Source organism: Sphingorhabdus sp., from assembly GCF_044357595.1.
GTDB lineage: Bacteria > Pseudomonadota > Alphaproteobacteria > Sphingomonadales > Sphingomonadaceae > Sphingorhabdus_B.
Genome location: NZ_JBIKPH010000020.1, coordinates 1 through 24697, shown reverse-complemented (window position 1 = coordinate 24697; position 24697 = coordinate 1). Strand labels below are relative to the sequence as shown.

23 protein-coding genes, 1 tRNA gene and 1 pseudogene are annotated in these 24697 nt (G+C 54.0%); 17 read left to right on the top strand and 8 right to left on the bottom strand.

The genetic code is table 11. The features are described from left to right. Window positions 1-121 precede the first annotated feature (121 nt). The 7 genes from ACIQ2T_RS04135 to ACIQ2T_RS04105 all read right to left on the bottom strand — a co-directional run bounded on the left by ACIQ2T_RS04135 (window position 122) and on the right by ACIQ2T_RS04105 (window position 6207). On the bottom strand, window positions 122-979 hold the full coding sequence (locus tag ACIQ2T_RS04135) for a fatty acid desaturase (RefSeq protein ID WP_397589708.1): 858 nt from the start codon (window positions 977-979) through the stop codon (window positions 122-124). A 228-nt stretch (window positions 980-1207) separates the two neighbouring features. Next, complete coding sequence (locus ACIQ2T_RS04130) at window positions 1208-1879, bottom strand: nitroreductase (protein ID WP_397589707.1); 672 nt, start codon at window positions 1877-1879, stop codon at window positions 1208-1210. A 64-nt stretch (window positions 1880-1943) separates the two neighbouring features. Then, window positions 1944-3758, bottom strand: a complete 1815-nt coding sequence (cobT, locus tag ACIQ2T_RS04125; protein ID WP_397589706.1) for a cobaltochelatase subunit CobT — start codon at window positions 3756-3758, stop codon at window positions 1944-1946. Window positions 3759-3761: 3 nt separating this feature from the next. Then, a complete protein-coding gene (locus ACIQ2T_RS04120; protein WP_397589705.1) occupies window positions 3762-3956 on the bottom strand; it encodes a hypothetical protein in 195 nt (64 codons plus the stop codon). Continuing rightward, on the bottom strand, window positions 3956-4489 hold the full coding sequence (locus ACIQ2T_RS04115) for a peroxiredoxin (RefSeq protein ID WP_300037418.1): 534 nt from the start codon (window positions 4487-4489) through the stop codon (window positions 3956-3958). The genes ACIQ2T_RS04120 and ACIQ2T_RS04115 overlap by 1 nt, the downstream gene beginning before the upstream one ends. A gap of 40 nt (window positions 4490-4529) precedes the next feature. Further along, on the bottom strand, window positions 4530-5525 hold the full coding sequence (gene cobS, locus ACIQ2T_RS04110; protein WP_397589704.1) for a cobaltochelatase subunit CobS: 996 nt from the start codon (window positions 5523-5525) through the stop codon (window positions 4530-4532). Window positions 5526-5610: 85 nt separating this feature from the next. Next, complete coding sequence (locus ACIQ2T_RS04105; protein ID WP_397589703.1) at window positions 5611-6207, bottom strand: J domain-containing protein; 597 nt, start codon at window positions 6205-6207, stop codon at window positions 5611-5613. 43 nt (window positions 6208-6250) lie between these two features. Here ACIQ2T_RS04105 and ACIQ2T_RS04100 point away from each other — a divergent pair, with 43 nt between their 5' ends. From ACIQ2T_RS04100 to ACIQ2T_RS04060, 9 genes are all read left to right on the top strand, one after another. Further along, the gene (locus tag ACIQ2T_RS04100) at window positions 6251-6529 is read left to right on the top strand and encodes a BolA family protein (protein WP_397589702.1); all 279 of its coding nucleotides are present in this window, start codon (window positions 6251-6253) and stop codon (window positions 6527-6529) included. 43 nt (window positions 6530-6572) lie between these two features. Further along, window positions 6573-7091 (top strand): hypothetical protein, encoded by a 519-nt coding sequence (locus ACIQ2T_RS04095; protein WP_397589701.1) that lies wholly within the window; start codon window positions 6573-6575, stop codon window positions 7089-7091. A 30-nt stretch (window positions 7092-7121) separates the two neighbouring features. Beyond that, window positions 7122-8036 carry an alpha/beta fold hydrolase gene (locus ACIQ2T_RS04090; RefSeq protein ID WP_397589700.1) on the top strand — a complete coding sequence of 305 codons (915 nt, stop codon included), beginning with the start codon at window positions 7122-7124 and terminating at the stop codon, window positions 8034-8036. A 104-nt stretch (window positions 8037-8140) separates the two neighbouring features. Then, window positions 8141-8797 carry an ATP phosphoribosyltransferase gene (gene hisG, locus ACIQ2T_RS04085; RefSeq protein WP_397589699.1) on the top strand — a complete coding sequence of 219 codons (657 nt, stop codon included), beginning with the start codon at window positions 8141-8143 and terminating at the stop codon, window positions 8795-8797. Beyond that, entirely contained in the window at window positions 8784-10073 is a 1290-nt protein-coding gene (gene hisD, locus ACIQ2T_RS04080; RefSeq protein WP_397589698.1) for a histidinol dehydrogenase, read from the top strand. Before hisG ends, hisD begins: the two co-directional genes overlap by 14 nt. Beyond that, window positions 10070-10534, top strand: a complete 465-nt coding sequence (gene nusB / locus ACIQ2T_RS04075; protein ID WP_397589697.1) for a transcription antitermination factor NusB — start codon at window positions 10070-10072, stop codon at window positions 10532-10534. The genes hisD and nusB overlap by 4 nt, the downstream gene beginning before the upstream one ends. Window positions 10535-10589: 55 nt before the next feature. After that, window positions 10590-11504, top strand: coding sequence for a thiamine-phosphate kinase (gene thiL / locus ACIQ2T_RS04070; protein WP_397589696.1), 915 nt, complete (start codon window positions 10590-10592; stop codon window positions 11502-11504). Between the two features lie 139 nt (window positions 11505-11643). Beyond that, window positions 11644-13770 (top strand): sodium-translocating pyrophosphatase, encoded by a 2127-nt coding sequence (locus tag ACIQ2T_RS04065; RefSeq protein ID WP_397589695.1) that lies wholly within the window; start codon window positions 11644-11646, stop codon window positions 13768-13770. 174 nt (window positions 13771-13944) lie between these two features. Further along, window positions 13945-16050, top strand: a complete 2106-nt coding sequence (locus ACIQ2T_RS04060) for an alpha/beta hydrolase family protein (RefSeq protein WP_397589694.1) — start codon at window positions 13945-13947, stop codon at window positions 16048-16050. A 218-nt stretch (window positions 16051-16268) separates the two neighbouring features. On the opposite strand, the gene ACIQ2T_RS04055 is transcribed toward ACIQ2T_RS04060, so the two are convergent. Continuing rightward, entirely contained in the window at window positions 16269-18965 is a 2697-nt protein-coding gene (locus ACIQ2T_RS04055; protein ID WP_397589693.1) for a hypothetical protein, read from the bottom strand. 193 nt (window positions 18966-19158) lie between these two features. On the opposite strand from ACIQ2T_RS04055, the gene infA reads away from it, so the two are divergent. The 8 genes and pseudogenes from infA to ACIQ2T_RS04015 all read left to right on the top strand — a co-directional run. Continuing rightward, on the top strand, window positions 19159-19377 hold the full coding sequence (gene infA / locus ACIQ2T_RS04050; RefSeq protein WP_315471496.1) for a translation initiation factor IF-1: 219 nt from the start codon (window positions 19159-19161) through the stop codon (window positions 19375-19377). 18 nt (window positions 19378-19395) lie between these two features. Next, complete coding sequence (locus ACIQ2T_RS04045; protein ID WP_397589709.1) at window positions 19396-19971, top strand: Maf family protein; 576 nt, start codon at window positions 19396-19398, stop codon at window positions 19969-19971. Then, window positions 19964-20953 (top strand): ribonuclease E/G, encoded by a 990-nt coding sequence (locus ACIQ2T_RS04040; RefSeq protein WP_397589692.1) that lies wholly within the window; start codon window positions 19964-19966, stop codon window positions 20951-20953. The genes ACIQ2T_RS04045 and ACIQ2T_RS04040 overlap by 8 nt, the downstream gene beginning before the upstream one ends. Further along, a complete protein-coding gene (locus ACIQ2T_RS04035; protein WP_315471498.1) occupies window positions 20937-21116 on the top strand; it encodes a DNA gyrase inhibitor YacG in 180 nt (59 codons plus the stop codon). Before ACIQ2T_RS04040 ends, ACIQ2T_RS04035 begins: the two co-directional genes overlap by 17 nt. A gap of 67 nt (window positions 21117-21183) precedes the next feature. Beyond that, window positions 21184-21258, top strand: a tRNA-Phe gene (locus ACIQ2T_RS04030). A 163-nt stretch (window positions 21259-21421) separates the two neighbouring features. Beyond that, complete coding sequence (locus tag ACIQ2T_RS04025; protein ID WP_397589691.1) at window positions 21422-22657, top strand: tyrosine-type recombinase/integrase; 1236 nt, start codon at window positions 21422-21424, stop codon at window positions 22655-22657. Window positions 22658-22774: 117 nt separating this feature from the next. Beyond that, window positions 22775-24424 (top strand): hypothetical protein, encoded by a 1650-nt coding sequence (locus ACIQ2T_RS04020; RefSeq protein ID WP_397589690.1) that lies wholly within the window; start codon window positions 22775-22777, stop codon window positions 24422-24424. Between the two features lie 163 nt (window positions 24425-24587). Next, window positions 24588-24697, top strand: a pseudogene (locus ACIQ2T_RS04015) (IS5/IS1182 family transposase); the annotation flags it as partial.

Sequence of the window (24697 nt, the reverse complement as noted above, 5' to 3'; positions counted from 1 at the left end):
CTATCCGGCGCATCTGCGCCCTGCTCAACATCAACAACTCACTCATCAGCACCACCTCCTTCAGTGTCGCCATTGAATCACAAAAATACCGCGGTGGGAATCCCTTTAATAGGTCCTGATCCTAGATATTGTCGAGGTTACACCCGCGTTCGGCCAATATCGAGCGCAGCGCGCGATAGGCAGCAGGCGTCTTGTTCAGCGGGATCGTGGGGTAAAGATGATGAACGATGTGATATTGCATCCCAGATGACCAGATATTCCCCAACCTGCTTTTGAAGGCTCTTGTATCCTTATAACGCCCTTTTTCATCGGCGGTGTGATGCGGCGCCCAGCTGAGGTAGAATGAAATATAGGTAAGCGCCAAATGGCGCGGCAGCCACCACAGCAACGCCGCTTCTATGGCATAACCGCTCAATGCCAATGCCGCGAGGATGCCAAAGAACAGGGTTTTGCTTATGATTGCATCATTCAGCGCGGCTTTAGCCGCCGGGCTGTTCCATTGCTGCAATATCTCACCGTACCGGTTAAATCCGCCGGTTGCCCTTGGTTGGCGATTGACGACCGTTTTCCAAAGTGCGTGCAATGGCCCCGATGCATGAGTTGAATAATCGGGATCCAGAAGCGGATCATTGGCGTGCTTATGATGTTCCATATGCGTGATCCGCGCCGTGCGCAGCGGCAGGGTTAACGGGATGAGGGACCAGTGCCCCACAAGCTCGTTAAACCATTCCAGCTTCGATCCCTTTGGCGCGATGATGTAATGCTGCGCATCATGCGACGGCAGATAGCTCATTGTTATATTGATCGAGGCGATGATGAAACCGAGCCATAATGGCACAACGCCGGTAAAAACGAGTGGCCATAATGCCAACCATATGGCGGTATTGGTTATGCCCCAAAACACCATCAGCCAAGGGATGCCTCCGGTAAACTGGTCGGCAATTGCCTTTTCGCGCGCGCGCAGGCTTTGGCTGATCATATCCATTTGCCCCGATACGTCGCGATTAAACCCAGAATAGCTCCGATGATCAAGCCGAGCTGTAGTGGCGACAATGCAAAAGGTGCCTGCCATTCCAGCTTGAGCATCACTTGCGCAACCAAGGGCGCAAGGAATGCGATGCCAAAGAAAAACGGACCGAAAAAGAAGAGAGATTTAACGAAGGACATTGTGTTCAACTAATCAGCTTATCTAAGGAGCGTCAACGTTTCAAAACCCGTCCCAGCGTATCGCTTGATCAATTTCCACACGCGGGACGGTAAAATTGTTCACCGCCGCATCTGTATCACGATAGCCAATCGCCATGCCGCAAAAGAAGATATGCGCATCATCTATGTTTAGCAGTTCGCGCATCGTCGTGCCGTACATGGCCCAAATTTCCTGCGCGCAACTGTCGAGGCCTTCTTCGCGCAACAAGAGCATCACCGTTTGCAGCCACATGCCCATGTCCGACCATTGTGGCGGGCCCATGTATTTAGCCGTGTATGTGAATAATTGCACGGGCGCGCCAAAACTGTCCCAGTTTTTCCCCATCTGCGCGATGCGGCCGGCGCCGTCTTCACGGGCGAGGCCAAGCGCATCGAACATCGCCTTGCCCACGCCGCGGCGTTGTTCTTCGTATCGGCCATCTAGGCCTTTGGGGTAGATGTCATATTCTTGGCCATCACCCAATGGCGCAATAGCGGCCTTGGCCGTGATCTTTGCTGTCAGGTCAGCCAGCGGTTGTCCGGTCAGGATGACGGCATTCCAAGGCTGCGTATTGCCGCCCGATGGCGATTGTTGCGCCTTGGCCAGAACGCGCGCGAGGGTGGCTTGGTCAACTGGCTTATCCAGAAATTGCCGGACAGAGCGCCGTGAGGCAACGGCTTCGGTAACGTTCATTGGTATTCCCTCGTAAATTCAATCATCCGATTAACGCATATTTTGCAGGGTGCGAAAGGCAAGCCTATTCCTCGTCAAACAATCCCGCCAGTTGCTCAATCATCGTTCCGCCAAGCTGTTCGACGTCCATGATCGTCACCGCGCGTTTATAATAACGCGTCACGTCATGGCCGATGCCGATAGCGACGAGTTGAACAGGGGAGCGCGTTTCGATCATTTCGATGACCTTGCGCAAATGCTGTTCGAGATAGCCGCCATGGTTCACGGATAAGGTGCTGTCGTCAACGGGGGCGCCATCCGAAATGACCATTAGGATGCGGCGGTCTTCGGCGCGGGCGATCAGGCGGTTATGCGCCCAGAGCAAGGCCTCTCCATCGATATTTTCCTTCAGCAACCCCTCGCGCATCATCAGGCCAAGATTACGCTTGGCATGCCGCCACGGCTCGTCGGCTTTTTTGTAGATGATATGGCGCAGGTCATTCAGGCGGCCGGGCATAGGCTGGCGTCCAGCGGCAAGCCAATCTTCACGTGCCTGCCCACCCTTCCACGCACGGGTGGTAAAGCCCAAAATTTCCGTTTTTACACCGCAACGTTCCAAGGTGCGCGCCATGATATCGGCGCTGATCGCGGCAATGCTGATCGGTCGTCCGCGCATGGAGCCGCTGTTGTCGATCAATAACGTCACGACCGTATCGCGGAACTGGGTCTCGCGTTCGATTTTGTAGGACAGTGAGCTGCCCGGGGACACAATCACGCGGGCAAGGCGCGCGGCGTCAAGCATGCCTTCTTCTTGGTCGAAATCCCAACTGCGGTTTTGCTGAGCCATTAGGCGGCGTTGCAGGCGGTTGGCGAGTTTTGTCACCACCGATTGCAGGTTCGACAATTGCTGGTCGAGATAGGCGCGCAGCCGGTTTAGCTCTTCTTCATCGGCAAGCTCAATCGCGGTGATCGTCTCGTCATATTTGGTCGACCAGATTTTGTAATCGCTTTGCGGCAGATGGTCCCAATTGCGGCGCTGTGGGGTGACGGGCTGCATGCCGTCATCGCCCATTTCGCCATCGGCGCCATCTTGATCGTCCATGTCTTCGCCGTCATAATCGGCTTCGGTCTCTTCGCCTTCGCCCTGCTGCGGCTCGGCACGGGCTTCGGCTTGGCCAGATTCGCCTTCGCCCTCGTCTTCGCTGTCGCCGTCTTGGTCTTGGCTGTCCTCGGCATCGTCCCCACCTTCGTCGGCGTCTGACGGGTCAATATCGCCTTCGGTGAGGTTTAGATGCTCCAGCATCGATTGCGTCAGCGCGGCAAAGGACCTTTGATCATCCAATGCAAGCGCAAGTGCATCAAGGTCACTACCGGCATTTTCCTCAATCCAACCACGCAGCATGTCGACCCCAGCGGCTGCACCAGCGGGGACGGGCAAGCCTGTGAGGCGCTCGCGCACGATCAACGACAATGCTGTCGAGATAGGCACTTCGTCGGCGGCCTGTGCGCGGCTGATGGGGTCAGTGCGCAGTTTTAGCTCAAGCGCATGGCCAATGTTTGCTGCAATCCCCGCCATGTTGCACGAACCCAGCGCCTCGACCCGCGCGTTTTCCACGGCGTCAAAGGTCGCGCCAGCGATGACTTCGGACGGTCGCAAGGCGGCGTGGCGCGCAGCATCATGATATTTCAGCTTCAGCGCAAAGCTGTCGGCAAATCCCCGTGCTTCGGCCACCTGATCGGGAGGAAGCAAGCGACCCGGCATCGGAACCTTGAAATTTTTGCCAGCCTGGCTTGGCGCATCGGCGGTGAAGGCCAATTCGACTTCCGGCTCATGCGCAAGTGCGCGGGCTGTGCCCGTCAGAACCTGCTTAAACTGCTCAAGGGGGGATTCATGCGACATTAGTCAGGTAGTCTTTTGCACGCGGCGGCGGAAATTAGGCAGGTAGTCCCTACCTGCAACCACTGCGCTATCGCTCTGCGCAGGTTTATAGCGCGGGTTTTGCGCGAGCGTGCTGTGCGGGATGTCGCCATATTCGACAGCCGTGGTGCGGCCCGCGCGCAGCAGGGACAAATGCAAGAGAGGCGTTTTACGCATCATTACCCTTTGGGATTGGCTGCCCGCCAAGCTTTTACCGCGTTCAAGGCGCCAGATACATGGCCCTTTACGCCAAGGTCGGAATAAGCAAACAGCACTTTACCATCAGGCGCGATCACATAGGTCGTCCGGTTAGTGATGCCGGCCATAGGCAAGCTGACCTTGTAATCTTTGATCATTGGCTTGGTCGCGATGCCAACGGCGAATTTGTTGCGGCATGCTTCAACCGAAAAACGCTTCAGCGTGTCGATATTGTCTGCTGACATGCCCACAAGCGATGCGCCATACGCGGCAAAGTCGTCCGCAGCTTCAGAAAATTCATGCGCCTCAACGGTGCAACCCGACGTGAATGCCTTCGGATAAAAATATAGCACAACGGGGCCGCGCTTCAGCGCCTTATTGAGGTTGAAGGTGTCAGCCTTGCCAGCAAGAACGGCTTGCGTAGTAAAGTCGGTTGCCCGTGTTCCCGCTTTCAGCGCGGCAAATGCCGGCGAGGTGGAGAGCAGAAGTGCGAGTGCCAGTGCGATGCGTTGCATAAAGCGTCCTTTCAACTTGGAACAGCGAGATAGCCGTTAGTTACTTTGATTTGCCAACAACGCTTTCAGGCAGGTCTTGCCCAAAAACGCGCTGATAATATTCGGCGACCAAGGCGCGTTCTGCATCGTCACATTTGTTCAGGAACGACAAGCGGAACGCAAAGCCTACATTTTTGAAGATCGCGGTGTTTTGTGCCCATGTTATAACTGTACGCGGGCTCATTACCGTTGAAATATCACCATTGATGAAGCCCTGACGCGTCATCTCGGCGACCTTCACCATGTTTGCGACCGTCACGGCGTCCGTGCCCGATGCCTTGGCCAAAACGATTTCGCTTTCGACCTGCGCAGGCAGATAGTTCAAGCCAACAACGATGTTCCAACGGTCCATCTGGCCTTGGTTAATCGCTTGCGTGCCGTGATACAGGCCGCTGGTGTCACCCAGACCAACGGTGTTGGCGGTCGCAAAGAGGCGGAAATAGGGATTAGGCCGAATGACGCGGTTTTGGTCGAGCAGCGTCAGCTTGCCTTCGGTTTCAAGCACGCGCTGGATCACGAACATCACATCGGGGCGGCCAGCATCATATTCGTCGAACACCAATGCGGTTGGCGTCTGCAGCGCCCAAGGCAATAGACCTTCGCGGAACTCGGTCACTTGCTGGCCATCGCGTAAGACAATGGCGTCACGCCCGATGAGGTCGATACGGCTGATATGCGCATCAAGGTTGATGCGGATGCATGGCCATTTCAGGCGCGCGGCAACCTGTTCGATGTGTGTCGACTTTCCGGTGCCGTGATAACCCTGAACCATCACACGGCGGTTAAAAGCAAAGCCAGCGAGGATCGCCAATGTTGTGTCGGGGTCAAAGACATAGCTGTCGTCGGTGTCTGGCACCCGTTCGTCGGCGATTGAGAAAGCAGGGCATTCCATATCGACATCGATACCGAACACTTCACGCACGCTGACCATTTTGTCAGGTGCAGCGAGGATCGTCTTATCGCGGCTGTCGGCTTGGATATTTGGAATGTCTGTCATGTCGTCTCTTCTCGGTTCAGTTTTGATGTCCCTGCGCCGTTCGTGGGGAATATGCCGGACGCGAACGGGAAGCGGAGGTTGTTCGTTACGCGAACGCACTCTGCTTTTTTAAATGCGTATAAGCAGCAATCACGTCTTGCAAAGCCTTTTCATGAGACCTGTTGCCGCCATTTTTATCTGGATGATAAGCACGCACCTTTGCGGAATAGGCGCTACGCAATGCCCGCCGGTCCGCATCCTCGCCAAGCCCTAGCGTCTTTAACGCCTGGCGGTCCTCAGGCGACAGAAAATGGCCATCGGCGCGTTCCTGTGGCAGACGCGAACGGAATCGCGTGGAAATGGCATCCAGCGGGTCTTTGAAGTCCGCCCATTTGGGCGGCGAATCAACATTGCCGTTCGCACGAAAGGCATGTGCCTCGCTTGGCCAGGCATATATAGGGCTTTGCGCCATGGAAATCTCGTCGGCCGTCATGCCGGCAAACCAGTTATAGCCGGCGTTAAACGCGCGGACATGGTCGAGGCAGAGATACTGATAGTCGCCCGGACCATTGGACGACGCTGTTTGACCGTGCGGATCGGGCGCACGAAACTCACCAGCTTCGTAGCAGCGCGGATAGGCGCATTGCCGCCCGTCCCCTTGAATGCGGCCATGAAATCGGTCAGTGGAACGGTCGGCGGCCATGATTTTCCTTGGCGAAAAACCTGTCATATGGGAAGAGCGGCAGATGAAAAAAGGTCCTGCACACATAGAAATGGAAATGTTGCTTGAAGCAGCATTCGAACCAAGCCGCCTTTCCGTAATTAACGACAGCGCACGGCATCATGGCCACAGCGGCGATGATGGGTCTGGCGAATCCCACTTTGCGATTGAGATTGAAAGCGCGCTATTCACAGGCGTATCTCGCTTGACGCGGCAGCGTATGGTGAACAAAGCGTTGGGCGATATTCCTGGAACGCGGGTGCATGCGTTGGCAATAAAGGCTATTGCCCCGGGCGAAGTTTAGCTATTCTCCAACGCATAAAACGGCCCACAACGGAGACAAACCCATGTCCAAGCTGACCTATGCTATCTTGCTTGCGGCGATATATGCGCCATCCGTTTATGCCACTGAAAAAGAGGTTGTTCGTCCGAAGGTATATACCGACATTGTAGCATGCCGACCAATAACCGACGCGGCCGCACGGCTGCAATGCTTCGACACTGCGACACAGGCGCTGGAAATTGCAACCGCAAACAAGCAGGTTGTGATGCTGGACCAAGGCGAAGTGCGAAAGACGAAGAAGTCGCTGTTTGGATTTGCTTTGCCCAATATCCCATTCTTCGGCGAAAGTGCTGAGGATCAGGCAAATGAGTTTAAAGAAATTGAAGGCGCGTTGGCTAATGTTCAGACCCTGCCTTATAGCATGTACCAGTTTACCGCCGCGAACGCAGGGACTTGGCAGACGACGGAGGGAACTTCAGCATTCCTGAAAAACGGTAAGAAGTTTAAAATCAAACGGGCGGCCTTGGGTAGCTATATCCTTGTGCTGGACAACAAAGGTATCCGCGTGAAACGGGTGAGTTGAAACACCAGCGCTTTTTTAGGGCAGAATGATATGATTGATCTTTCCTCGCATCGCCTGTCGCTGTCGACGGGCGTTGATATGGATGTGTTTACCGCTGGAAACTCTGCACATCCCGCAATCATATTCTTGCATGGATTTCCCGAATCGCACCGTACATGGCGGCACCAGATCACGCATTTTGCCGACCGCTTTTATTGCATCGCGCCCGACCAGCGTGGCTATCGGGGTACATCAAAGCCTAAAGAGGTGGAGGCGTATACAGCCGACAAATTGACCGCCGATATCTTCGCATTGGCCGATGCGCTTAATGTGCAGCAATTTGTAATCGCCGGGCATGACTGGGGTGGTGCAATTGCATGGAGCGTTGCATTAAATGGTCAACCCGATGCCTCCAACCCTGCATGGGCAGGCCGTGTGCGGCGCGCCGTTATTGCCAACGCGCCCCATCCATATCTTTTTCAACGCCTGTTGATTACCGATATGAACCAGCGGGCATCCAGCCAATATATGATTGATTTTCGCGATACATCAAATGATGCGCTTGTGCAGGATCAGGGGCTGACCGGTTTAATGCTCAAGACCGTTAAATGGGATAAATCGAGCGCGATGGAGCCTGAGGAAAGCACCGCGTTGCTTGCGGATTGGGCGGATCGCGATGCCTGTTTCGGCATGCTCAACTGGTACCGCGCCTCTGCGCTATATGTGCCAACGATGGATGAAGATGCTGAAATCCCGGCTTTTGCCGCCAGTGCGTTTCCGCTGCTGATGATCCCGACCTTAGTCGTATGGGCTATGGACGACCTCGCTTTGCCGCCAAGTAATATCGATGGCATCGAAGAATTGGTTCCCGACGTGACAATCGCCCCAGTCGAGAATTGCGGACATTTTGTCACTTGGGAACGACCCGATGCGGTGAACGCGGCGATGGAGCAATTCTTACTTTAATCGTGGAGTGTATAGGATATGCGTGCACTGATGCTAAAATCACATCGCACCATAGGCACTGCGATATTGCCCTTTCCGCCCGCGCCCCCTAAAGCGCGGCCATTGTGACTGAACTAATCATCTTTGCAATCCCTAAGGGACGGATCCTCGACGAAGCTTTGCCGTTAATGCACGCGGCGGGCATACAGCCTGAGCCGGCGTTTTTTGACGAGGCTAGCCGCGCGCTTCTGTTTGCGACCAATGACCCAGCGGTCAGCATCATTCGCGTGCGCGCATTCGACGTGGCGACCTTTGTGGCCCACGGTGCGGCGCATATTGGTATCGTCGGCTCCGACGTTATCGACGAATTTGACTATTCGGAGCTGTATGCGCCCGTTGACCTTGGCATTGGCCGCTGCCGTATCTCGGTTGCGATGCCGCAGGGCGCAGCGGACGATGTCAATGGCGGGCATATCCGCGTTGCCACCAAATATCCCACCACAACGAGCCGTTATTATCATGCGCGCGGAATTCAGGCCGAATGTGTGAAGTTGAACGGCGCGATGGAACTTGCGCCCTCGCTTGGGCTTTCGGGCCGTATTGTTGACTTGGTGTCTTCGGGCAAGACACTAGCCGAAAACGGGCTCGTCGAAACGGCGATCATTTCCCAAGTGTCCGCACGCCTTATTGTCAACCGTGCGGCATATAAGATGATGAGTGGGACTATTCCGGCCATGGTGCAACGCTTTCGCGAGCTGACGGGATCACGTGCAGCGGCTTAATGCATCCGACACCGGTTTTTCCGAAGCATTTGACGCGCTGGTAAATGGCCGGCGTGAGGCGGATGCTGACGTATCGAGAGATGTCGTGCAGACTATCCGCGATGTGCGGGCGCACGGAGACGCAACGCTTGTGGAAATGACTCAGCGCTTTGACGGGTTCGACCTGAACAGCGCTGGTTGGGAGATCGACGCAGCGCAGTGCAAGGCGGCTTATGAAGGGCTGGATGCAGACTTGCGGGATGCGTTGACGCTCGCAGCGAAACGTATTGAGGCCTATCATCAGGCGCAACTGCCCGAAAATCGCGACTATCGCGACAGTGACAATGTGCGGCTGGGCGCGCGCTGGTCCGCGGTTGATGCCGCAGGGGTCTATGTGCCCGGCGGCCGTGCGGCCTATCCTTCCTCGGTGTTGATGAACATTATTCCGGCCAAGGTAGCAGGTGTCGCGCGTATTGTCATGGTTACCCCAACCCCGGGCGGGGAGACCAACCAGACCGTGATGGCTGCCGCGCATTTGGCGGGCGTCGATGAAATCTGGCGCGTGGGCGGGGCGCAAGCGATTGCGGCGCTGGCGTATGGTACGGAACGCATTCGGCCGGTCGACGTCATCACTGGCCCAGGAAATGCTTGGGTAGCAGAGGCCAAGCGTCAGCTTTATGGTGTTGTTGGCATCGACATGGTTGCCGGACCCTCGGAAATTGTCGTGGTTGCCGATGCCCAAAATGACCCCGATTGGATTGCCGCCGATTTGTTAAGTCAGGCCGAGCATGACCCCACAAGCCAGTCGATCTTGTTCACCGACACCGCTGATTTCGCAGACCAAGTTTCAGCTGCAGTTGATGTGCAGCTTACGGCGCTTTCAACGGGCGCGGTTGCGCGGCAGAGCTGGGCCGATTTCGGCGCGATTATCGTGGGTGATGATCTGGAAGGCGCAATGCCTCTGGTTAATCGGCTTGCGGCCGAGCATCTTGAACTGGCTGTTGACGATGACCGCGCAGAACGCTTGTTCGACCTTGTCCGTCACGCCGGATCGGTTTTCTTGGGCCGTATGACGCCCGAGGCGATTGGCGATTATGTTGCCGGACCAAATCATGTATTGCCCACCGGACGGCGTGCGCGCTTCGCGTCTGGCCTATCGGTGCTCGACTTCATGAAGCGTACCAGTTTCATTGCGCTCGACAGAAACGCCATCAATATAATTGGCCCAGCAGCAGCAACGCTGGCTGATGCCGAAGGTTTACCCGCCCATGCGGCGAGTGTCAGGAAAAGATTATGAGTGCGCATAGCGCCAGTACGAAATCCAAATCCCGTTCGGCTGCACGCCTCGCGTCTGTGCAGGCGTTATATCAAATGGATATGGAAGACATCGGCATTGCCCGTCTGTTGAACGAATTTCACTCGCACCGTCTGGGGCAGGAAATCGAAGATGCGCAATATGCGGATGCCGACCCCGATTTCTTCGATGACGTTGTGTCGGGCGTTGATGCCCGTCGCGCCGAAATCGATGTGCTTGTTGATGGCAAACTTGGCGAAAAATGGAAGATGGATCGTTTGGACAAGACGATGCTGCAGCTTCTGCGCTGTGGCACCTATGAATTGATCGCGCGGCCCGATGTGCCAACGGCGACGGTCATCGACGAATATCTGGATGTCGCCCATGCGTTTTTCGACAAGAAGGACGCCAAGTTTGTGAACGGCTTGTTGGATGCCGTTGCGAAGGACGTACGCCCCCGCTGAGCGCCTTTTTCTGATAAAGGTTCTGATTGCCCATGCGATACGTTAACGTGGCGCTATGACCACCGAATCCACGTTCATCAATCTATTGCGAGGCTTTGCCACTGATCCTGCTGCGCGCGGTTTGTTGGATGATGTGGCGGTGATCGACATGGGTGACGCATCGTTAATCATCACGCACGATATGATGGCGGAAGGTATACATTTCCGGTCAAACGCAAATCCTGCGGATGTCGCTTGGAAGCTGGTTGCGTCCAATCTGTCCGATCTTGCCGCAAAGGGAGCGGCTCCCGTTGGCGTGCTGCTTGGCTTTATGCTTGGTGATGATGCGTGGGACAGGGCCTTTGCCGCTGGGTTGGAAAAGGCGCTGGCGCATTACGACGTAGCTTTGCTCGGCGGGGACACTGTCGCCAATCGTGGTGACAAGCGCGCGCTTGGGTTAACTGCCCTTGGCATGGCAACCCATCGCCCCGTGCCATCGCGATCCGGTGCGCAAATAGGCGATATACTCTATGTGACAGGGACGCTGGGCGATGCCTTGGCTGGATTTGAGCTCATGGACGCTGGTTTTGATGAGGTTGGGCCGCTGGCCGAGGCGTTTAACCGGCCAGTCGCGCGGGTAGCCGACGGCCAAGCGCTTGCGCCGATTGTCACGGCGATGATGGATGTGTCAGACGGCTTGCTGCTGGACACCGAACGCATGGCCGCCGCTAGCCAAGTTGGTATCGAAATCGACCTCGCCTGCGTGCCTTTGTCGCCCTTATATATAAGTTGCCGCACCGACAGCCTCGAAAGCCGGTTGCAGGCCGCAAGCTGGGGTGATGATTACCAATTGTTGTTCACAGCGCGGCCAGACTTGACGCTACCGGTGCAGGCAACCACCATTGGGAGTGTTTTATCCGGCGGCGGTCTCACCTTGAAAGACGGCGCGGATCCGGTAAAATTGCCCCCGATGCTCGGTTATCAACATTAATAAGCCAAACCGGCCCACAAGGCCGTTTTTATGGGTTGCGTCATACTACAAAGCCACCCTATACCGCACCCGCTTGTGTGCCTTTCTGGGTGCACCGGAAGAGTGTTTCTAACAAAGAAAAACGGGGAAGGGACAGTTTATGTCTTTGTCAATTATGGCTATATTGTGCGGGCTTGTTGCCGTACTTTATGGAATTATAACAAGTCGCTCGGTGCTTGCTGCATCGGCCGGCACACCGCGGATGCAGGAAATTGCAGCCGCTATTCAGGAAGGCGCCGGCGCCTACCTGGCCCGCCAATATCGCACTATCGCCATTGTTGGCGTGATCGTTGCGGTTCTGGTCGGTGTGTTCCTCGGGCCGCTGTCTGCTGTCGGTTTCGTCCTTGGCGCTGTGTTGTCTGGTGCGACCGGCTTTATCGGGATGAACATCTCGGTTCGTGCCAACGTCCGTACTGCGCAGGCCGCTAGCGAAAGCCTTCAAAAAGGCCTGACGATGGCGTTTAATGCCGGTGCAATCACTGGTATGCTTGTGGCTGGCCTTGCGTTGCTCGCGATTGCCGGTTTCTTTTATTATCTCACTGAAGTCGCGATGAACCTGCCGAACAGCCGTCCGGTTATCGACGGTTTGCTGGCATTGGCGTTCGGCGCATCGCTGATTTCGATCTTCGCGCGTCTGGGCGGTGGTATCTTTACCAAGGCTGCGGACGTAGGCGCTGACCTGGTTGGTAAGGTCGAAGCAAATATTCCTGAGGATGACCCCCGCAACCCTGCGACGATCGCCGATAATGTCGGCGATAACGTTGGCGATTGTGCTGGTATGGCGGCCGACTTGTTTGAAACCTATGTTGTGACCATTGGCGCAACGATGGTTTTGCTTGCCTTGTTGATGCCGGCTACGATGCCAGCGGCTGAACTGTTGAACCTGATGTCGTTGCCACTGGTTGTCGGCGGTATCTGCATTCTGACCTCGATTTTGGGCACCTTTTTCGTTCGTTTGGGCGGCGGTACCAACATCATGGGTGCGATGTACAAGGGTTTCCTGGTCACCGCAGTCACTTCTATTCCGGCGATTGGTTATGTCACATACCAGACGCTCGGCGGCGATATGAATGCCGTAGTGACTTACAGCACCGGCGGTTTCACTGGTTGGACATTGTTCTATGCCATGATGGTCGGCTTGGCCGTCACCGGGCTTCTGGTCTGGATCACCGAATATTATACCAGCACCAACTACCGTCCGGTTCGTTCGATTGCCAAGGCATCGGAAACCGGTCACGGCACCAACGTCATTCAGGGCTTGGCGATTAGCCTTGAATCAACAGCATTGCCGACTTTGGTTATCTGTGTTGGCATCATCGTCTCGTTCCAGCTGGCGGGCATTATCGGTATTGCGTTCGCTGCAACCTCGATGTTGGCTTTGGCCGGTATGGTCGTCGCGCTGGACGCTTATGGGCCGGTCACTGATAACGCAGGCGGTATCGCTGAAATGTCGGAAATGGATAAATCAGTCCGTGAAAAGACCGATGCGCTCGACGCAGTGGGTAACACTACCAAGGCCGTGACCAAGGGCTATGCCATCGGTTCAGCGGCTCTGGCGGCACTCGTTCTGTTCGGTGCTTATACCGCTGACCTGGCGTTCTACTCGGAAAAGCTCGGCCTTGCAGAAGGCGGCGTCGATTTCACCCTTATGAATCCCTATGTCATCGTCGGTCTGCTGCTGGGTGCGTTGTTGCCATATCTCTTCGGAGCAATGGGCATGACTGCAGTCGGCAAGGCAGCCGGTGAAGTGGTAAAGGACGTGCGTGACCAATTCGCCAGCAACCCCGGCATCATGGATGGCACGTCGAAGCCCGATTATGCCCGCACCGTTGATTTGGTGACTAAGGCAGCGATCCGGGAAATGATCATTCCTTCGTTGCTGCCAGTACTGGCACCAATCGTCGTTTATTTCGTGATCAGCTGGGTCGCAGGCTCAGCACAGGGCTTTGCGGCTCTTGGCGCGCTTCTGCTTGGCGTGATTGTGGGCGGACTGTTCGTTGCCATCTCGATGACATCGGGCGGCGGCGCATGGGACAATGCCAAGAAATATATCGAAGATGGCCACCATGGCGGTAAAGGCTCGGAGGCCCATAAAGCAGCCGTAACTGGCGATACCGTCGGTGACCCTTATAAGGACACCGCTGGACCTGCTGTAAATCCAATGATCAAGATCACGAACATCGTGGCTTTGCTTCTATTGGCAGCACTGGCCCATGGCGGCATGTAAATCTTAACATTCGTTAAGCTTTAGAAACCCCGCTGGAAGAGATTCCGGCGGGGTTTTTCATACAAATCAGGGCCGTTGATCAAAAAACTTGGACACAGCATTTTGTGTTGCTTGCGTCTCCTCTCTTCAAACGTATAACGATGGGGTGGAAATTTTTTCTTGGGAGCAGAGATTGTGAAAAAATTGATTTTTACGGCATTGTTCGCGAATGCCGCCCCTTCTATGTGCGCTTTTGCTTTGGCTGCAGAAACGGGAACCGGAGCCGCTCCAGTCAATGCGGCAGCGATGCAGGCGGCCGATGCCGGTACAATCATTGTTAATGCTCCAAGAGGTCGCGTTGATACGGCAGTATTTGGCAAGCGCCCGTTTATGCGTTCTCCCCGCCTTTCGCCCGATGGAACTAAAATCGCTGTGATGATGACTAAGGATGGGGTCGATAGCTTGGGCTATATCAATGTCACGAAACCTGGATCTGCTCCCGTATTCTTTGCCCAAGCAGAAGAATTTCGTGAGGCGGGGGACCGCACAATAGGCTCATGGCGCTTTGTAGGGAACCGCACGATCGTTTTCACTGTTGCGTCGCGAGAAATCATTGGTGGTCGCCGTTCTGACGTTGCCCGGTTGGTATCCTATGATATTGAAACCAAAAAAATAAGCCCGCTCGCTTGGGAAGGTGCTGGTAGAAGCGGCGCAAACATCTTGTTTATAGACAATGAGAAGGAGACCTTATTGGTCTCGCGCAATGTCCTGAAAGACATGAGCAATAGCGAATACCCAGAAGTCATCGAAGTAGACGTTCGCTCTGGCAAGTTCAAAACAGTTATGCGCCCGAATGTTGAAGTAAGCAGTTGGTTGGTAGATGGGAAAGGCGTCATTCGAGCTGGTGTTGGCAGTGACGGCGACAGCGGCAAACAGCGGCTGATGTATCGATCTGATGCTAGCGGTACGATGAAGACAGTCTCGAATGAAGCCGATACAACATTTACGGGCACGCAGATTACACCCGATATTTTCCTCGATGAACCTGACATGGCCATCGCGACGAGCAACAAGGATGGATATCGCAAGGTTTATAAAGTGAACCTGAAGACCATGCAGATCGTTGGCGAACCAGTATTTGGCGTCAAAGGATATGATGTAGATGGACCAATTGCCAATAAAGACCGGAACCAACTTGCCGGTGTATCTTACACGAGCAATAGGGATCGGATACGCTGGTTTGAACCTCGCCTAGCGGAAGTCCAAAGGCTTATGGATGAAGGCTTTGGACGTGGGAATGCTCAAATTATTGCGACCAATGATGGCGAGACAAAAATCCTGATGCTCATTGCAGATGTCGACGCACCGGGTGGATATTATTTATTTGATACGCAGACCGGTAACCTGAACCTTCTCGGTTGGGCTCACCCTGTGCTCAAGGATTTTAAGATGAACCCAACCGATTCAATTCGGTATAAGGCGTCGGACGGCCTCGAGATTGATGCGGTGGTCACTTATCCCCGCCACCGTCCAGTCCGCAAAAATCTTCCCGTTATTGTTATGCCCCATGGCGGCCCTTACGGCGTCCGTGATCAACAAGAATTCGGCTTCTTCCCATGGCATCAAGCGATGGCAGAGCTTGGTTATGTTGTCATTCAGCCCAATTATCGTGGCTCAGGGGGCTATGGCAAAGAATTCGTCAAGGAAGGCCGCAAGCCCAATGGTTATGGCATGCGTATGCAAGATGATTTGAACGATGCTTTGACTTGGTTTGCTCAGTCTGGATTGATTGATCCCAAGCGGGCCTGCATTATGGGTTGGTCTTATGGCGGATATGCTACGGCGCGCGGTGCGCAACGTGACTCGGACAAATGGAAATGCGCAATCGCGGGCGCGGGGGTCTATGATTTTCCAATGATGAAAGCATATGACACGCGGTCATTCGGTGAATTTGGAGCGAACTTCCAAGCAACCGCGGATGACTTGATCAGCATTTCGTCCGCACGGAATACGAACGGCCCATGGTCGCCGATCTTGATTGTCGCCGGATTACGCGATGCCCGTATTCCTATCGAGCAATCGCGCACTTTGGTGTCGCGATTGAAAGGTTCAGGCAAGAAAGAGGGGATAGATTTTAAATATGTCGAGCAGCCTAAGGGCACGCATAATCTGCCCTATGAAGACGTGCACATTGAGTGGTTGAAAGAGGCTGAAGCTTGGGCGGAGCGCTTTAACCCTGCCTATATCGCGTCTGACCCAGACAAGGCACCTCCAGTGGCCATTACGCTGGCTTCCAAATAAGCCACCCGCAGGCTTCACAATAGCCGTCCCCTTTGGGGGGCGGTTTTTTTGGTCTTAGTGGTTTGTTTGTCAGACTTAGATGCAAGCACCATTTGCCGGAGAATTTCTGGGATTGGTTGGTAGCACTCGCAAAAATCGATGGTGATATTGGCTGGACCAAGCCGCATTGCTTGCTGGGCCGGGTATTCCCGAAATAGTGCGCCGACTAAACGGCCGGCTTAGAACCGCTTTCTAACGCTCAATTCAAAGACACGGCCGCGTGGGTCGATATAGCCTTGCTGATAACCAAGCGGCACATTGCCATTTTGGTCACGCACATCGACGATATCGTTCAGGATGTTTTCGACACGCAATGTTATGCGGCTTCCTTTCAAGAAGGGCGCAGCCTTAACCACGCGGGCCTGTTGGTCGAGATTGACAAACAGAAACACGTTGATGGCGGCGATGTCACTAAATCTTAGGTCGTTACTGCCGGGAAGGCCGGTGCCCTTGGCAGTTGTCCCGCTCTTATAGGTTCCTTGCAGACGCAAACCGAAGCCCTTGTGAAACATACCGCCCGAAAGCTCGACTTCATTCCGTGCCGCGCCACCATTGCCGCTTGTGGCTGAACCATTGAGCAAGTCCAAAATCGGCACCCCTGGGCGAATGAGGATTTCTTCCTGAATACGGTATGTGTGGTACAACGCGATATTCCAGCGGCTTGGTTGCCCCCCACCGGCGCCAAATCCACCACCACCACCGAACGCTCTGCCGCCGGCAGCACGTGGTGCGCCAGCAGGGGCGCCTGTGACAGCGTTGGGACCTCTGGGTGCACCTGCACTAGGAGGGGCGCCAAAAGGGCCTCTGGCGGCTGGCGCAGCGCCGATGTTGCCCGACACGTTAAAGCCCCAGCGAATGCGTTGCGATGTTTCGCGGTCGAAGTTAACGGGGCGCTGGTCAATACTCACTAGGCGGCCATTGACATCACGCACAACGCGGCTGGGGAAGGCGGCTTCAATTTCTGGCGTGAGCAAAGGGAGTGCGGCGGTCGTATTGTGACTATTATTCTTGAAATAGCTGAACTGAAGCGCGAAATCTTTGACGAAATTCGGTGTCCAGTTGGCATTCAGGATAAGATCGCGGCGCTTTTCGCCGATAAGGGCAGCGTTACCGCCAGTGATCACGTTAATGAATAGGCTTTCGCCGCGGGTAAAATCATAGGTGGCAACATTGGGTGTAACCAAAGTCGGGTTGCCGATCTGGCCAATTCCGGGCGCGTTTTCGTCGCCAGTAATGGATGCCTGAAATGTCAAATTGCGGGCAGGGGCCCACCGCAGGCCAGCGCCATAATCTAACAATTGGCCAAAGTCGGACAAATCGCTGTACCCAATATTGCCGTTGGTTGCCCACTCGCCAATCACCGAGCCAAAACCATAGTCCCGGGTAGTGAGCGGCAGTTCAGCGTTGACTGAATGGTTCATAATGTTTCGGCGCAGCGCCACATTATTGGTAACCGATGAGCGCCATGTTTCACTGTCCAGCATTTGCCGCGTGAAGCCCGAGGCAAAAGTCATTTGCACGTCGCCCGTGGGCAATTTCAGCGCTGTTCCTGCAAGCGTGCTGCGTACATCCATATTCTGGTTTAGGCTGCTGGCGAGATCGGGGGCGAGGAACAGCAAGTTTGCGCCAAAATCAGCAGCGAAAGGGTTAACTGTTCCGGCAAGGACGCCAGCTCGCAAAGCGGTGAAATCGGCATTGCGCGTCGTGCGTGTTTGATTGGCGGTGCGGGCATAATTGCCCGTCACTGTCCAGCGCCAGCTGCCAAGTACATGGTTGAACGTGCTACCAGTCTGAAACACATTAGTTTCGCTTTCGCGTTCCAGCGGGCGGGGTGTGTCAAAATAGCGACTGAGGATCACATCCTGTCCAAATGGGGAGAGGGGGCTACTACCCGGCAAGACAAAGCTTGTGCCGGGCAAACCAAGAAGAGATTCGCTTCCGTTCAGGGCATAGTTGGCGTTCAGCGATAACGCCGTTTGCGGTCCAAGCGACTTGCTCCATGTGCCATTGACTTCAAGCCGTTCGGTGCGTGGCAGCAACGTGCGGACATCTCCGATATCGCTATCGTTCAAGCGGTTTGGAGTGCCCGCAAATTGCGACAGCGAAGGGTTGGTAATACCTAAAGGTATTCCGGCTTGCGTCACACGACTTCTGGCCAGAGCGCTAAGTGCTGGCGCAATTTCGCCATTGGGACCAAGACCGCTTACATTGCCGCCGCGGGCCAAAAGCGAACCACCCGGCACAATCAGGTCGCGTTCCGATTCCGTAAGTGCAGTTGATCTTTCCAGTTCAATATCAAGATTGAACCGCGCCTTGCTTCCGATCCGTGTCAACGTGGCTTCAACTTGGTCTGTACCAAAGCCGCCGTCTTCGGGCTGCGCATGCTCAATTTCAGTGGCAAAAGAGGCAAAATTATCTTTTAGGATGAAATTAATGACCCGCTGGTCAGGGCGAAAGCCGTATTTCAGTGCCACTTCTTCGGGGAAAATTTGAACTTGCCGGATGGCTTCGGGCGGCAAGTCCCGCAGTTCGCGAAAACCTGAAACGCGTTGTCCATTGAGCAATATGATGGGCATGCCGCCGCCGCGGCCACGCCCGGAATTGGCCTGTGGTGCCACTGCGGCGACCAAGTCGGTCAATGAAGATGCACCGATGGCAGCGATATCCGCTTCGTTCAGCTCCTCAACCGGTGGCACGTCGGTGTCCACTGACCCCCGAATGCGCTCCGCGGTTACAATGATTTCTCCAGATGAATTTGCTTCGACCGGTTCAGCGGCATCGGCATTGGAAATAGCGACTGTGCTTCCGGTGGACTGAACATCGTTTGTTGCCATGGCGGGCACAGCAGTCGATGCAAGCAAAAGTGCACTGAACAAGGAACGTTTCATGGGGGGAGGAGCTCAAGCTATATAGTTGTTGGAGGCATATATAACGCATTACGCGTCATTATAAAGGTGAACTTTGCAGCGTTTTGTCGCAAGGAGGTGATTGCACTGTAGCGCTTCCCTTTTTCGAACATTAGGGTTACAGGCGCAACAAGTTTGAATTTTTGAAGATTTAAGGGGCCGAATGGCAAAAGAAGAATTACTCGAAATGCGTGGGACAATCCGTGAATTGCTGCCCAACGCCATGTTCCGCGTCGAACTCGAAAATGGCCATGAAGTGTTGGGCCATACTGCCGGAAAAATGCGCAAGAACCGTATTCGCGTTCTCGTGGGAGACGAAGTTCTGTGCGAATTGACACCATATGATCTGACCAAGGGCCGGATCACGTACCGCTTCAAATAAGGGCCGCAGACCTTGGGTCTGATCCCTACACTTATATTGGCTTCTTCCAGCCCGCGTCGTCGCGACCTTTTGGCGCGTCTGGGCGTGGAGCCTGGGCGTATCGCCTCACCAGATATTGACGAGACCCCGCGCAAGGGTGAGGTGCCGCGCGTCTATGCGCTGCGCATGGCAGAGGAAAAGGCAGTGGCCGTTTCGCGCGCCTCTGGGGAAATTGTCGTTGCAGGGGACACAACCGTTGCCGTGGGCCGCCGGATATTGCAGCAAGCAACCGATGCCGAGATGCAACGCGGGTGTCTGACATTGTTAAGCGGCCGCCGCCATCATGTCCTCAGCGCGGTTGCAGTTATCGATGGCGATGGCCGGCTGCGGAGCAGAATTTGCGACAGCATTGTCCGCTTCAAACGTTTGTCGCCCGAAGAAATCGAAAGCTATATCGAGAGCGGCGAGGGGCTGGGCAAGGCGGGCGGTTATGCCATTCAGGGCAGGGCAGAGGCATTGATCGACTGGATGGCGGGTAGCCATTCGGGTGTTATCGGGTTGCCCTTGTACGAAACGCGCAGTCTGTTGCGGGCATCGGGTTATCCGCTTGCCTGAAATTTGGCGCGATGATGCGCCGGGCGAGCGGCGGGCTGCGCACGTCGAGAACGGAAACATCGTTGAAATCCATATCCAGCGTGATGCTTTATGGGCCTTGGGCGAAACTGGCACTGGCCGCATTGACCGCAAAACACCGTCGGGCGCGTATGTCGTTACCGATGACGGGCACGAGCTTTTGCTGCGCAGCAAAATTGGTGATCCGGAGGGTGCGCGTGTTACTTTTGAGGTCACGCGTGAGGCGATTGCGGAGCCTGGGCGTATCAAGCCAACTGAGATTGCGTTGCGCGATAGCGGAGCTCTGCCGTCATTGCCGAAGGACGCCCTGTGGGACGCCCGTCTGACGTCCTTTGAACAGCCTGTGATAAGCGCATCCATTGTCGACGGTTTTGATATCGCGCTATCTGGCCAGTCACAGCTGGGTTCGGTCATTATAAGCTTTCAGCGTACCAAGGCAGGGTTGGTTTTCGATGTCGATGGCATTGGCAGTGCTTTTGATATCAATCAGGTCGCAGCGGCAGAGATCGCGCGTCTACTGCGCCTCTACCAAGTGGGCGCGATGGTCATGATTGATTTTGTGTCGATGGAAGCGAAGGCGCAGCGCACGCAGATCGCCGAAATATTTGATGCTGCGTCCAGGTCTGACGCGCGACCTTTTGAACGAACCGCCATCAACGGTTATGGCCTCATGCAGGTCGTGCGTGCGCGGCCAAGGCCGTCGGTCCTCGACCATCTGTTCGGTACGCGTATCGCTGCGCTGTCGGACGAGACACAGGCCTATTGGTTGTTGCGCGCGGTTGCACAGTCAACGGGTTTTGGCACGCGGACGGTGACAGCGCAGCCAGACGTGGCGACATTGCTGCAGTCCGAGCGATGGGCGGCATGGCGCGCGACGGCTGTTCGCCTTGCGGGCGCCGATATGCTGGTGGTTGCAGATGAAAAAGCCGCAGGCTATGGCCATGTCCATGTCGCGCAAAGCTAATCAATGTCCACTTTGCGGGAAACCGCAAGTTGCAGAAGCCAAACCTTTCTGTAGCCAGGGGTGCAAGGACCGCGACCTGTTGAAGTGGCTTGATGAAGGCTATCGCGTGCCAGCGCCGTTGGCGGATTATGAAGATAGCTTCGGTTCCGAAGGCGCGGACTGATTTTGCACTTGCCAAGGTGCGCTTCGCCTCTCTATAGGCTGCGCTCCCACGCGGTTTTTGCCGCGTAGCCCGAGTAGCTCAGGGGTAGAGCAGCGGATTGAAAATCCGCGTGTCGGTGGTTCAAATCCGCCCTCGGGCACCATTTCCATAACAAATACAATGACTTATTTTTTGGCAATGTTGTCAACTTGCGTAGCACACCCATCACACACTTTGGTGTAGACGCAATCACAATCTGGGGGCACATAAACACTAGGTTTAACCGAGTGTTTTGAATGCCTGTTCTTAGCCCAGAAACTGTCCTTGTGAACGATGGTGACATCAAGCTGTACAAGCGGGCTAGAAGCCGTGTTTGGCAAGCAACTTTCAACATTGATGGTCACTGGGTTCGTGTAAGTGCGAAGCATAAAGACCTTGAAGAAGCTAAGGTTGAAGCCAAGAAACTGATGATGGAATATCAGTTTCGCCAGAAGCATCAGCTTCCTGTGGTAACCAAGCGTTTTGGCGATATCGCAAAACTTGCCATAGTTGAGATGAACAAAGCACTGGCAGCAGAAGTAGGCAAGAAAACTTACCTTGATTATATCATCGTCATTGAACGGTATTTGATACCGTTTTTCGGTAGAATGCTTGTTGAGAACATCAATTACGAAACGCTCAGAGACTTTGATCGCTGGCGTGTAGCAAAGATGGGGCGTGAACCAAAAGCAAGCACATTAAACACACATAACAGCGCACTGAACCGTGTGTTTGACGAAGCGATTGTGCGTGGTTTTCTGTCAGCCAGTCACAAGCCACTACTCAAGAATAATGGGTTAGACAGCGAACGCAGACCAGACTTCACATTGGAAGAGTATCGTTCGCTTATACGCGGTTTACCAAGTTGGATTGAACATGCACGAGATGGAAAGTCTCGTGAAATGCGTCTTTTGCTTCGTGATTATGTACTAATCTTGGCAAACACAGGCATTCGTGAAGGCACGGAAGCTGACAATTTATTGTGGCAGCATGTCCATGTTTTTCAAGAGAACGGTAAGCAGTTCCTTGAACTGTCTATTGATGGAAAGACGGGCAGACGAGACATTATCTGCCGCGCCAACACACTAGGTTTTCTCAAACGAATTCACGCAAGGTGTGAGGACATAAACCATATGTCGTTCGAGGCTTTGCTGAAAGCTAAGCTCAACAAGCCAGTGTTCAGATTGTCAGATGGTACTGTTACGAAGAACCTTAGACAAACCTTCAAAGCATTTTTGAAAGCTAAGGGTTTGCTTGTGTGTTCACGCACGGGACAAAGCAGAACGCTGTATAGCTTGCGCCACACCTATGCGACATTTGCACTGATAACAGATGGTATGGAAATTCACACTTTGGCTAAGCAAATGGGTACGAGTATCAAGATGATTGAGGATCATTACAGCCATCTAACTCCGCGTCTGAAGAAGGATATGCTTACTGGTCCGCGCTACGAACTTCACACGAGAAAAGCAGAAGACGGCAGCGTTACACAGTCAGAAATGCCGAAGGACGAAGATTGGTGAGCTAAGCCTCTCCAATCCAAACATCTTTTCTCTGAAGATGCTGCTGGTAAAGGTATTTGCTTAAGCGTTCGCGCGGGGTCATAACTTGCTTTCAATATTGAGATGATCGGGCGCTTCATGAAAAATCAAGCTTGGATAGCAATTGCAGCAGGAGCGTTGGCTCTGACTGGCTGCGGTGGTGGCGGGAGCGGCAGCAGCAGTGGACCGATCACAGTTACGGCTTTACCGCCTACAGTTGAAATAAAAGCTGATGTACAAAAAGCGATCATCAACCAACCTGTTGCAATCAATTGGTCTTCGACAGGGGCGACTTCTTGTACGCTTGATGGAGACGCTACGGGGACGGTGGCGACTTCAGGTCGAAGAGATGTGCAAAAGGCTTCTGCGGGCAACATTAGTGTAGACATTACCTGCACAGGACCGAGAGGGAGTGTCGCCGGCAAAGTCAGCGTAACCGTTGAGAGTTCAACCACCTACTCCGTGAGTACTCAGACTTCTGTTCCATATTCGGATGGCTACACAGTTGCGACCAAAGATTCTCGAGATATCCAGACAGATCCCTGCAAACTTAATCTAGATGTCGTAACCTACCCCCAAGCTTGGATCGGTCGACGCCCTTTGCCCGCAGCGTCAGGCGCTCCACTAGATGCAAATATTGGGCGTGGTGTCATCATCAAAGACATCATGCTTGATAACAATCCAGGCTTCGTGCTGCAGGGAGCGCCCGATGCGCCCAACGGTTGTAATAACGGCGCTGGCGCACTGAAAGGCGAGTTCACGAAGACAGCTAATCGCATTGCGAGCCTAAAAGCGGGTTATGTCAAAATAACACAGTGGCACTCAGCATACATAAACAGCGATGGCAGCTATGCCATTAGAAAAGCGGACGACACTTTTGGTCCACTGTCAGACGCAAATCTAAATGCATTCGTTCAAGCTGCGCACGCTGCGGGACTGAAAGTCGTCTTGTGGAACCAAATTCAGATATTCGCGGAAAAGAACGGGGATTTCATTCCGATACCTGAATCCAATTCAACCAATTATCGAAAGTGGTTTGCTGCGTTTAAACCATTCATGCTGGAGCGCGCTGCCTTTTATCAATCGATCGGCGTCGATGTGTGGGACGCTGCATGTGATGTCTGCATGTTCTACCAGACACCCAACAAGTCAGAGGCTGATATTGAACTGTTTTACAATGAGAATCTCGCCATAATCAAAGCGGTCAAGCAAGTTTTTAGAGGTAAAAGCTTTGTCGGCGCGCGTGATTGGTTCGCATATGGTTCAGAATATTTGAACTACATCGATTATCTAGAAGCAGGCATGTGGTGGAACAAAGACTACACGTTGCAAGAAAGCGATGCACTCACGGTTGCTGGCTTTAGAAGTGCTATAAACAGCAATATCACCGACGTTCTCAAATACGGTAAGCCAGTGTTCATTTTCTTTGGCATTCAGTCTCGAAGAAATGCGCTATCGTTACCTGGTTATATGGAAGAGACGGCTTGCACAGCAGCAATAGGCGATATGCAGACATCGAATACCCAATGCATTCAGAAAGCTACGGAAACGGATTTTTCGCTTCAGGCAATCGTCATACAAGCGCAGTTGGAGTACATTAAGAGCCTTAATCAAAGTCGGCTCATTGTTTTCGCCAACGATTATTTTGTGACAGACTCATTAACGCCCCAAACCGCCTTCCCAAATCTCGGTTACACCATCAGAAACAAGCCAGCGGAGGGGTTGGTTAGAGCTTGGTTTAACAAGTAGGTTCGAGATTATTCCAAGTGATAAATACACTCGTAAAGGAGTGTATCGCATGGACGCACGAGAACAGATTAAACAAGCAATCTTACTAGGCTCAGGATGCGTTAAATTAGTTGCATTGTGTCGGCACGTCTGATTCAAACTCTCCCTAATGAAGGAGGATTTGATGGGTGACTTACCGATGTTGAGTGCTGCGCAGATGCTCAGGATAGAGCCGTATTTTCCGCTTTCTCATGGGGTGCCGCGGGTTGATGATAGGCGGGTCTTAAGTGGGAT

Excerpts from the sequence above, each read along its gene's own strand:
- ACIQ2T_RS04105 (WP_397589703.1), bottom strand. The coding sequence starts at position 6,207 with ATGGCCGCCGACCGTTCCACTGACCGATTTCATGGCCGCATTCAAGGG.
- ACIQ2T_RS04120 (WP_397589705.1), bottom strand. The coding sequence starts at position 3,956 with ATGATGCGTAAAACGCCTCTCTTGCATTTGTCCCTGCTGCGCGCGGGC.
- infA (WP_315471496.1), top strand. The coding sequence starts at position 19,159 with ATGGCAAAAGAAGAATTACTCGAAATGCGTGGGACAATCCGTGAATTG.
- ACIQ2T_RS04100 (WP_397589702.1), top strand. The coding sequence starts at position 6,251 with ATGAAAAAAGGTCCTGCACACATAGAAATGGAAATGTTGCTTGAAGCA.
- cobT (WP_397589706.1), bottom strand. The coding sequence starts at position 3,758 with ATGTCGCATGAATCCCCCCTTGAGCAGTTTAAGCAGGTTCTGACGGGC.
- ACIQ2T_RS04115 (WP_300037418.1), bottom strand. The coding sequence starts at position 4,489 with ATGCAACGCATCGCACTGGCACTCGCACTTCTGCTCTCCACCTCGCCG.
- ACIQ2T_RS04135 (WP_397589708.1), bottom strand. The coding sequence starts at position 979 with ATGATCAGCCAAAGCCTGCGCGCGCGCGAAAAGGCAATTGCCGACCAG.
- thiL (WP_397589696.1), top strand. The coding sequence starts at position 10,590 with ATGACCACCGAATCCACGTTCATCAATCTATTGCGAGGCTTTGCCACT.
- nusB (WP_397589697.1), top strand. The coding sequence starts at position 10,070 with ATGAGTGCGCATAGCGCCAGTACGAAATCCAAATCCCGTTCGGCTGCA.
- ACIQ2T_RS04090 (WP_397589700.1), top strand. The coding sequence starts at position 7,122 with ATGATTGATCTTTCCTCGCATCGCCTGTCGCTGTCGACGGGCGTTGAT.
- cobS (WP_397589704.1), bottom strand. The coding sequence starts at position 5,525 with ATGACAGACATTCCAAATATCCAAGCCGACAGCCGCGATAAGACGATC.
- ACIQ2T_RS04035 (WP_315471498.1), top strand. The coding sequence starts at position 20,937 with ATGTCGCGCAAAGCTAATCAATGTCCACTTTGCGGGAAACCGCAAGTT.
- ACIQ2T_RS04130 (WP_397589707.1), bottom strand. The coding sequence starts at position 1,879 with ATGAACGTTACCGAAGCCGTTGCCTCACGGCGCTCTGTCCGGCAATTT.
- ACIQ2T_RS04065 (WP_397589695.1), top strand. The coding sequence starts at position 11,644 with ATGTCTTTGTCAATTATGGCTATATTGTGCGGGCTTGTTGCCGTACTT.
- ACIQ2T_RS04020 (WP_397589690.1), top strand. The coding sequence starts at position 22,775 with ATGAAAAATCAAGCTTGGATAGCAATTGCAGCAGGAGCGTTGGCTCTG.
- ACIQ2T_RS04095 (WP_397589701.1), top strand. The coding sequence starts at position 6,573 with ATGTCCAAGCTGACCTATGCTATCTTGCTTGCGGCGATATATGCGCCA.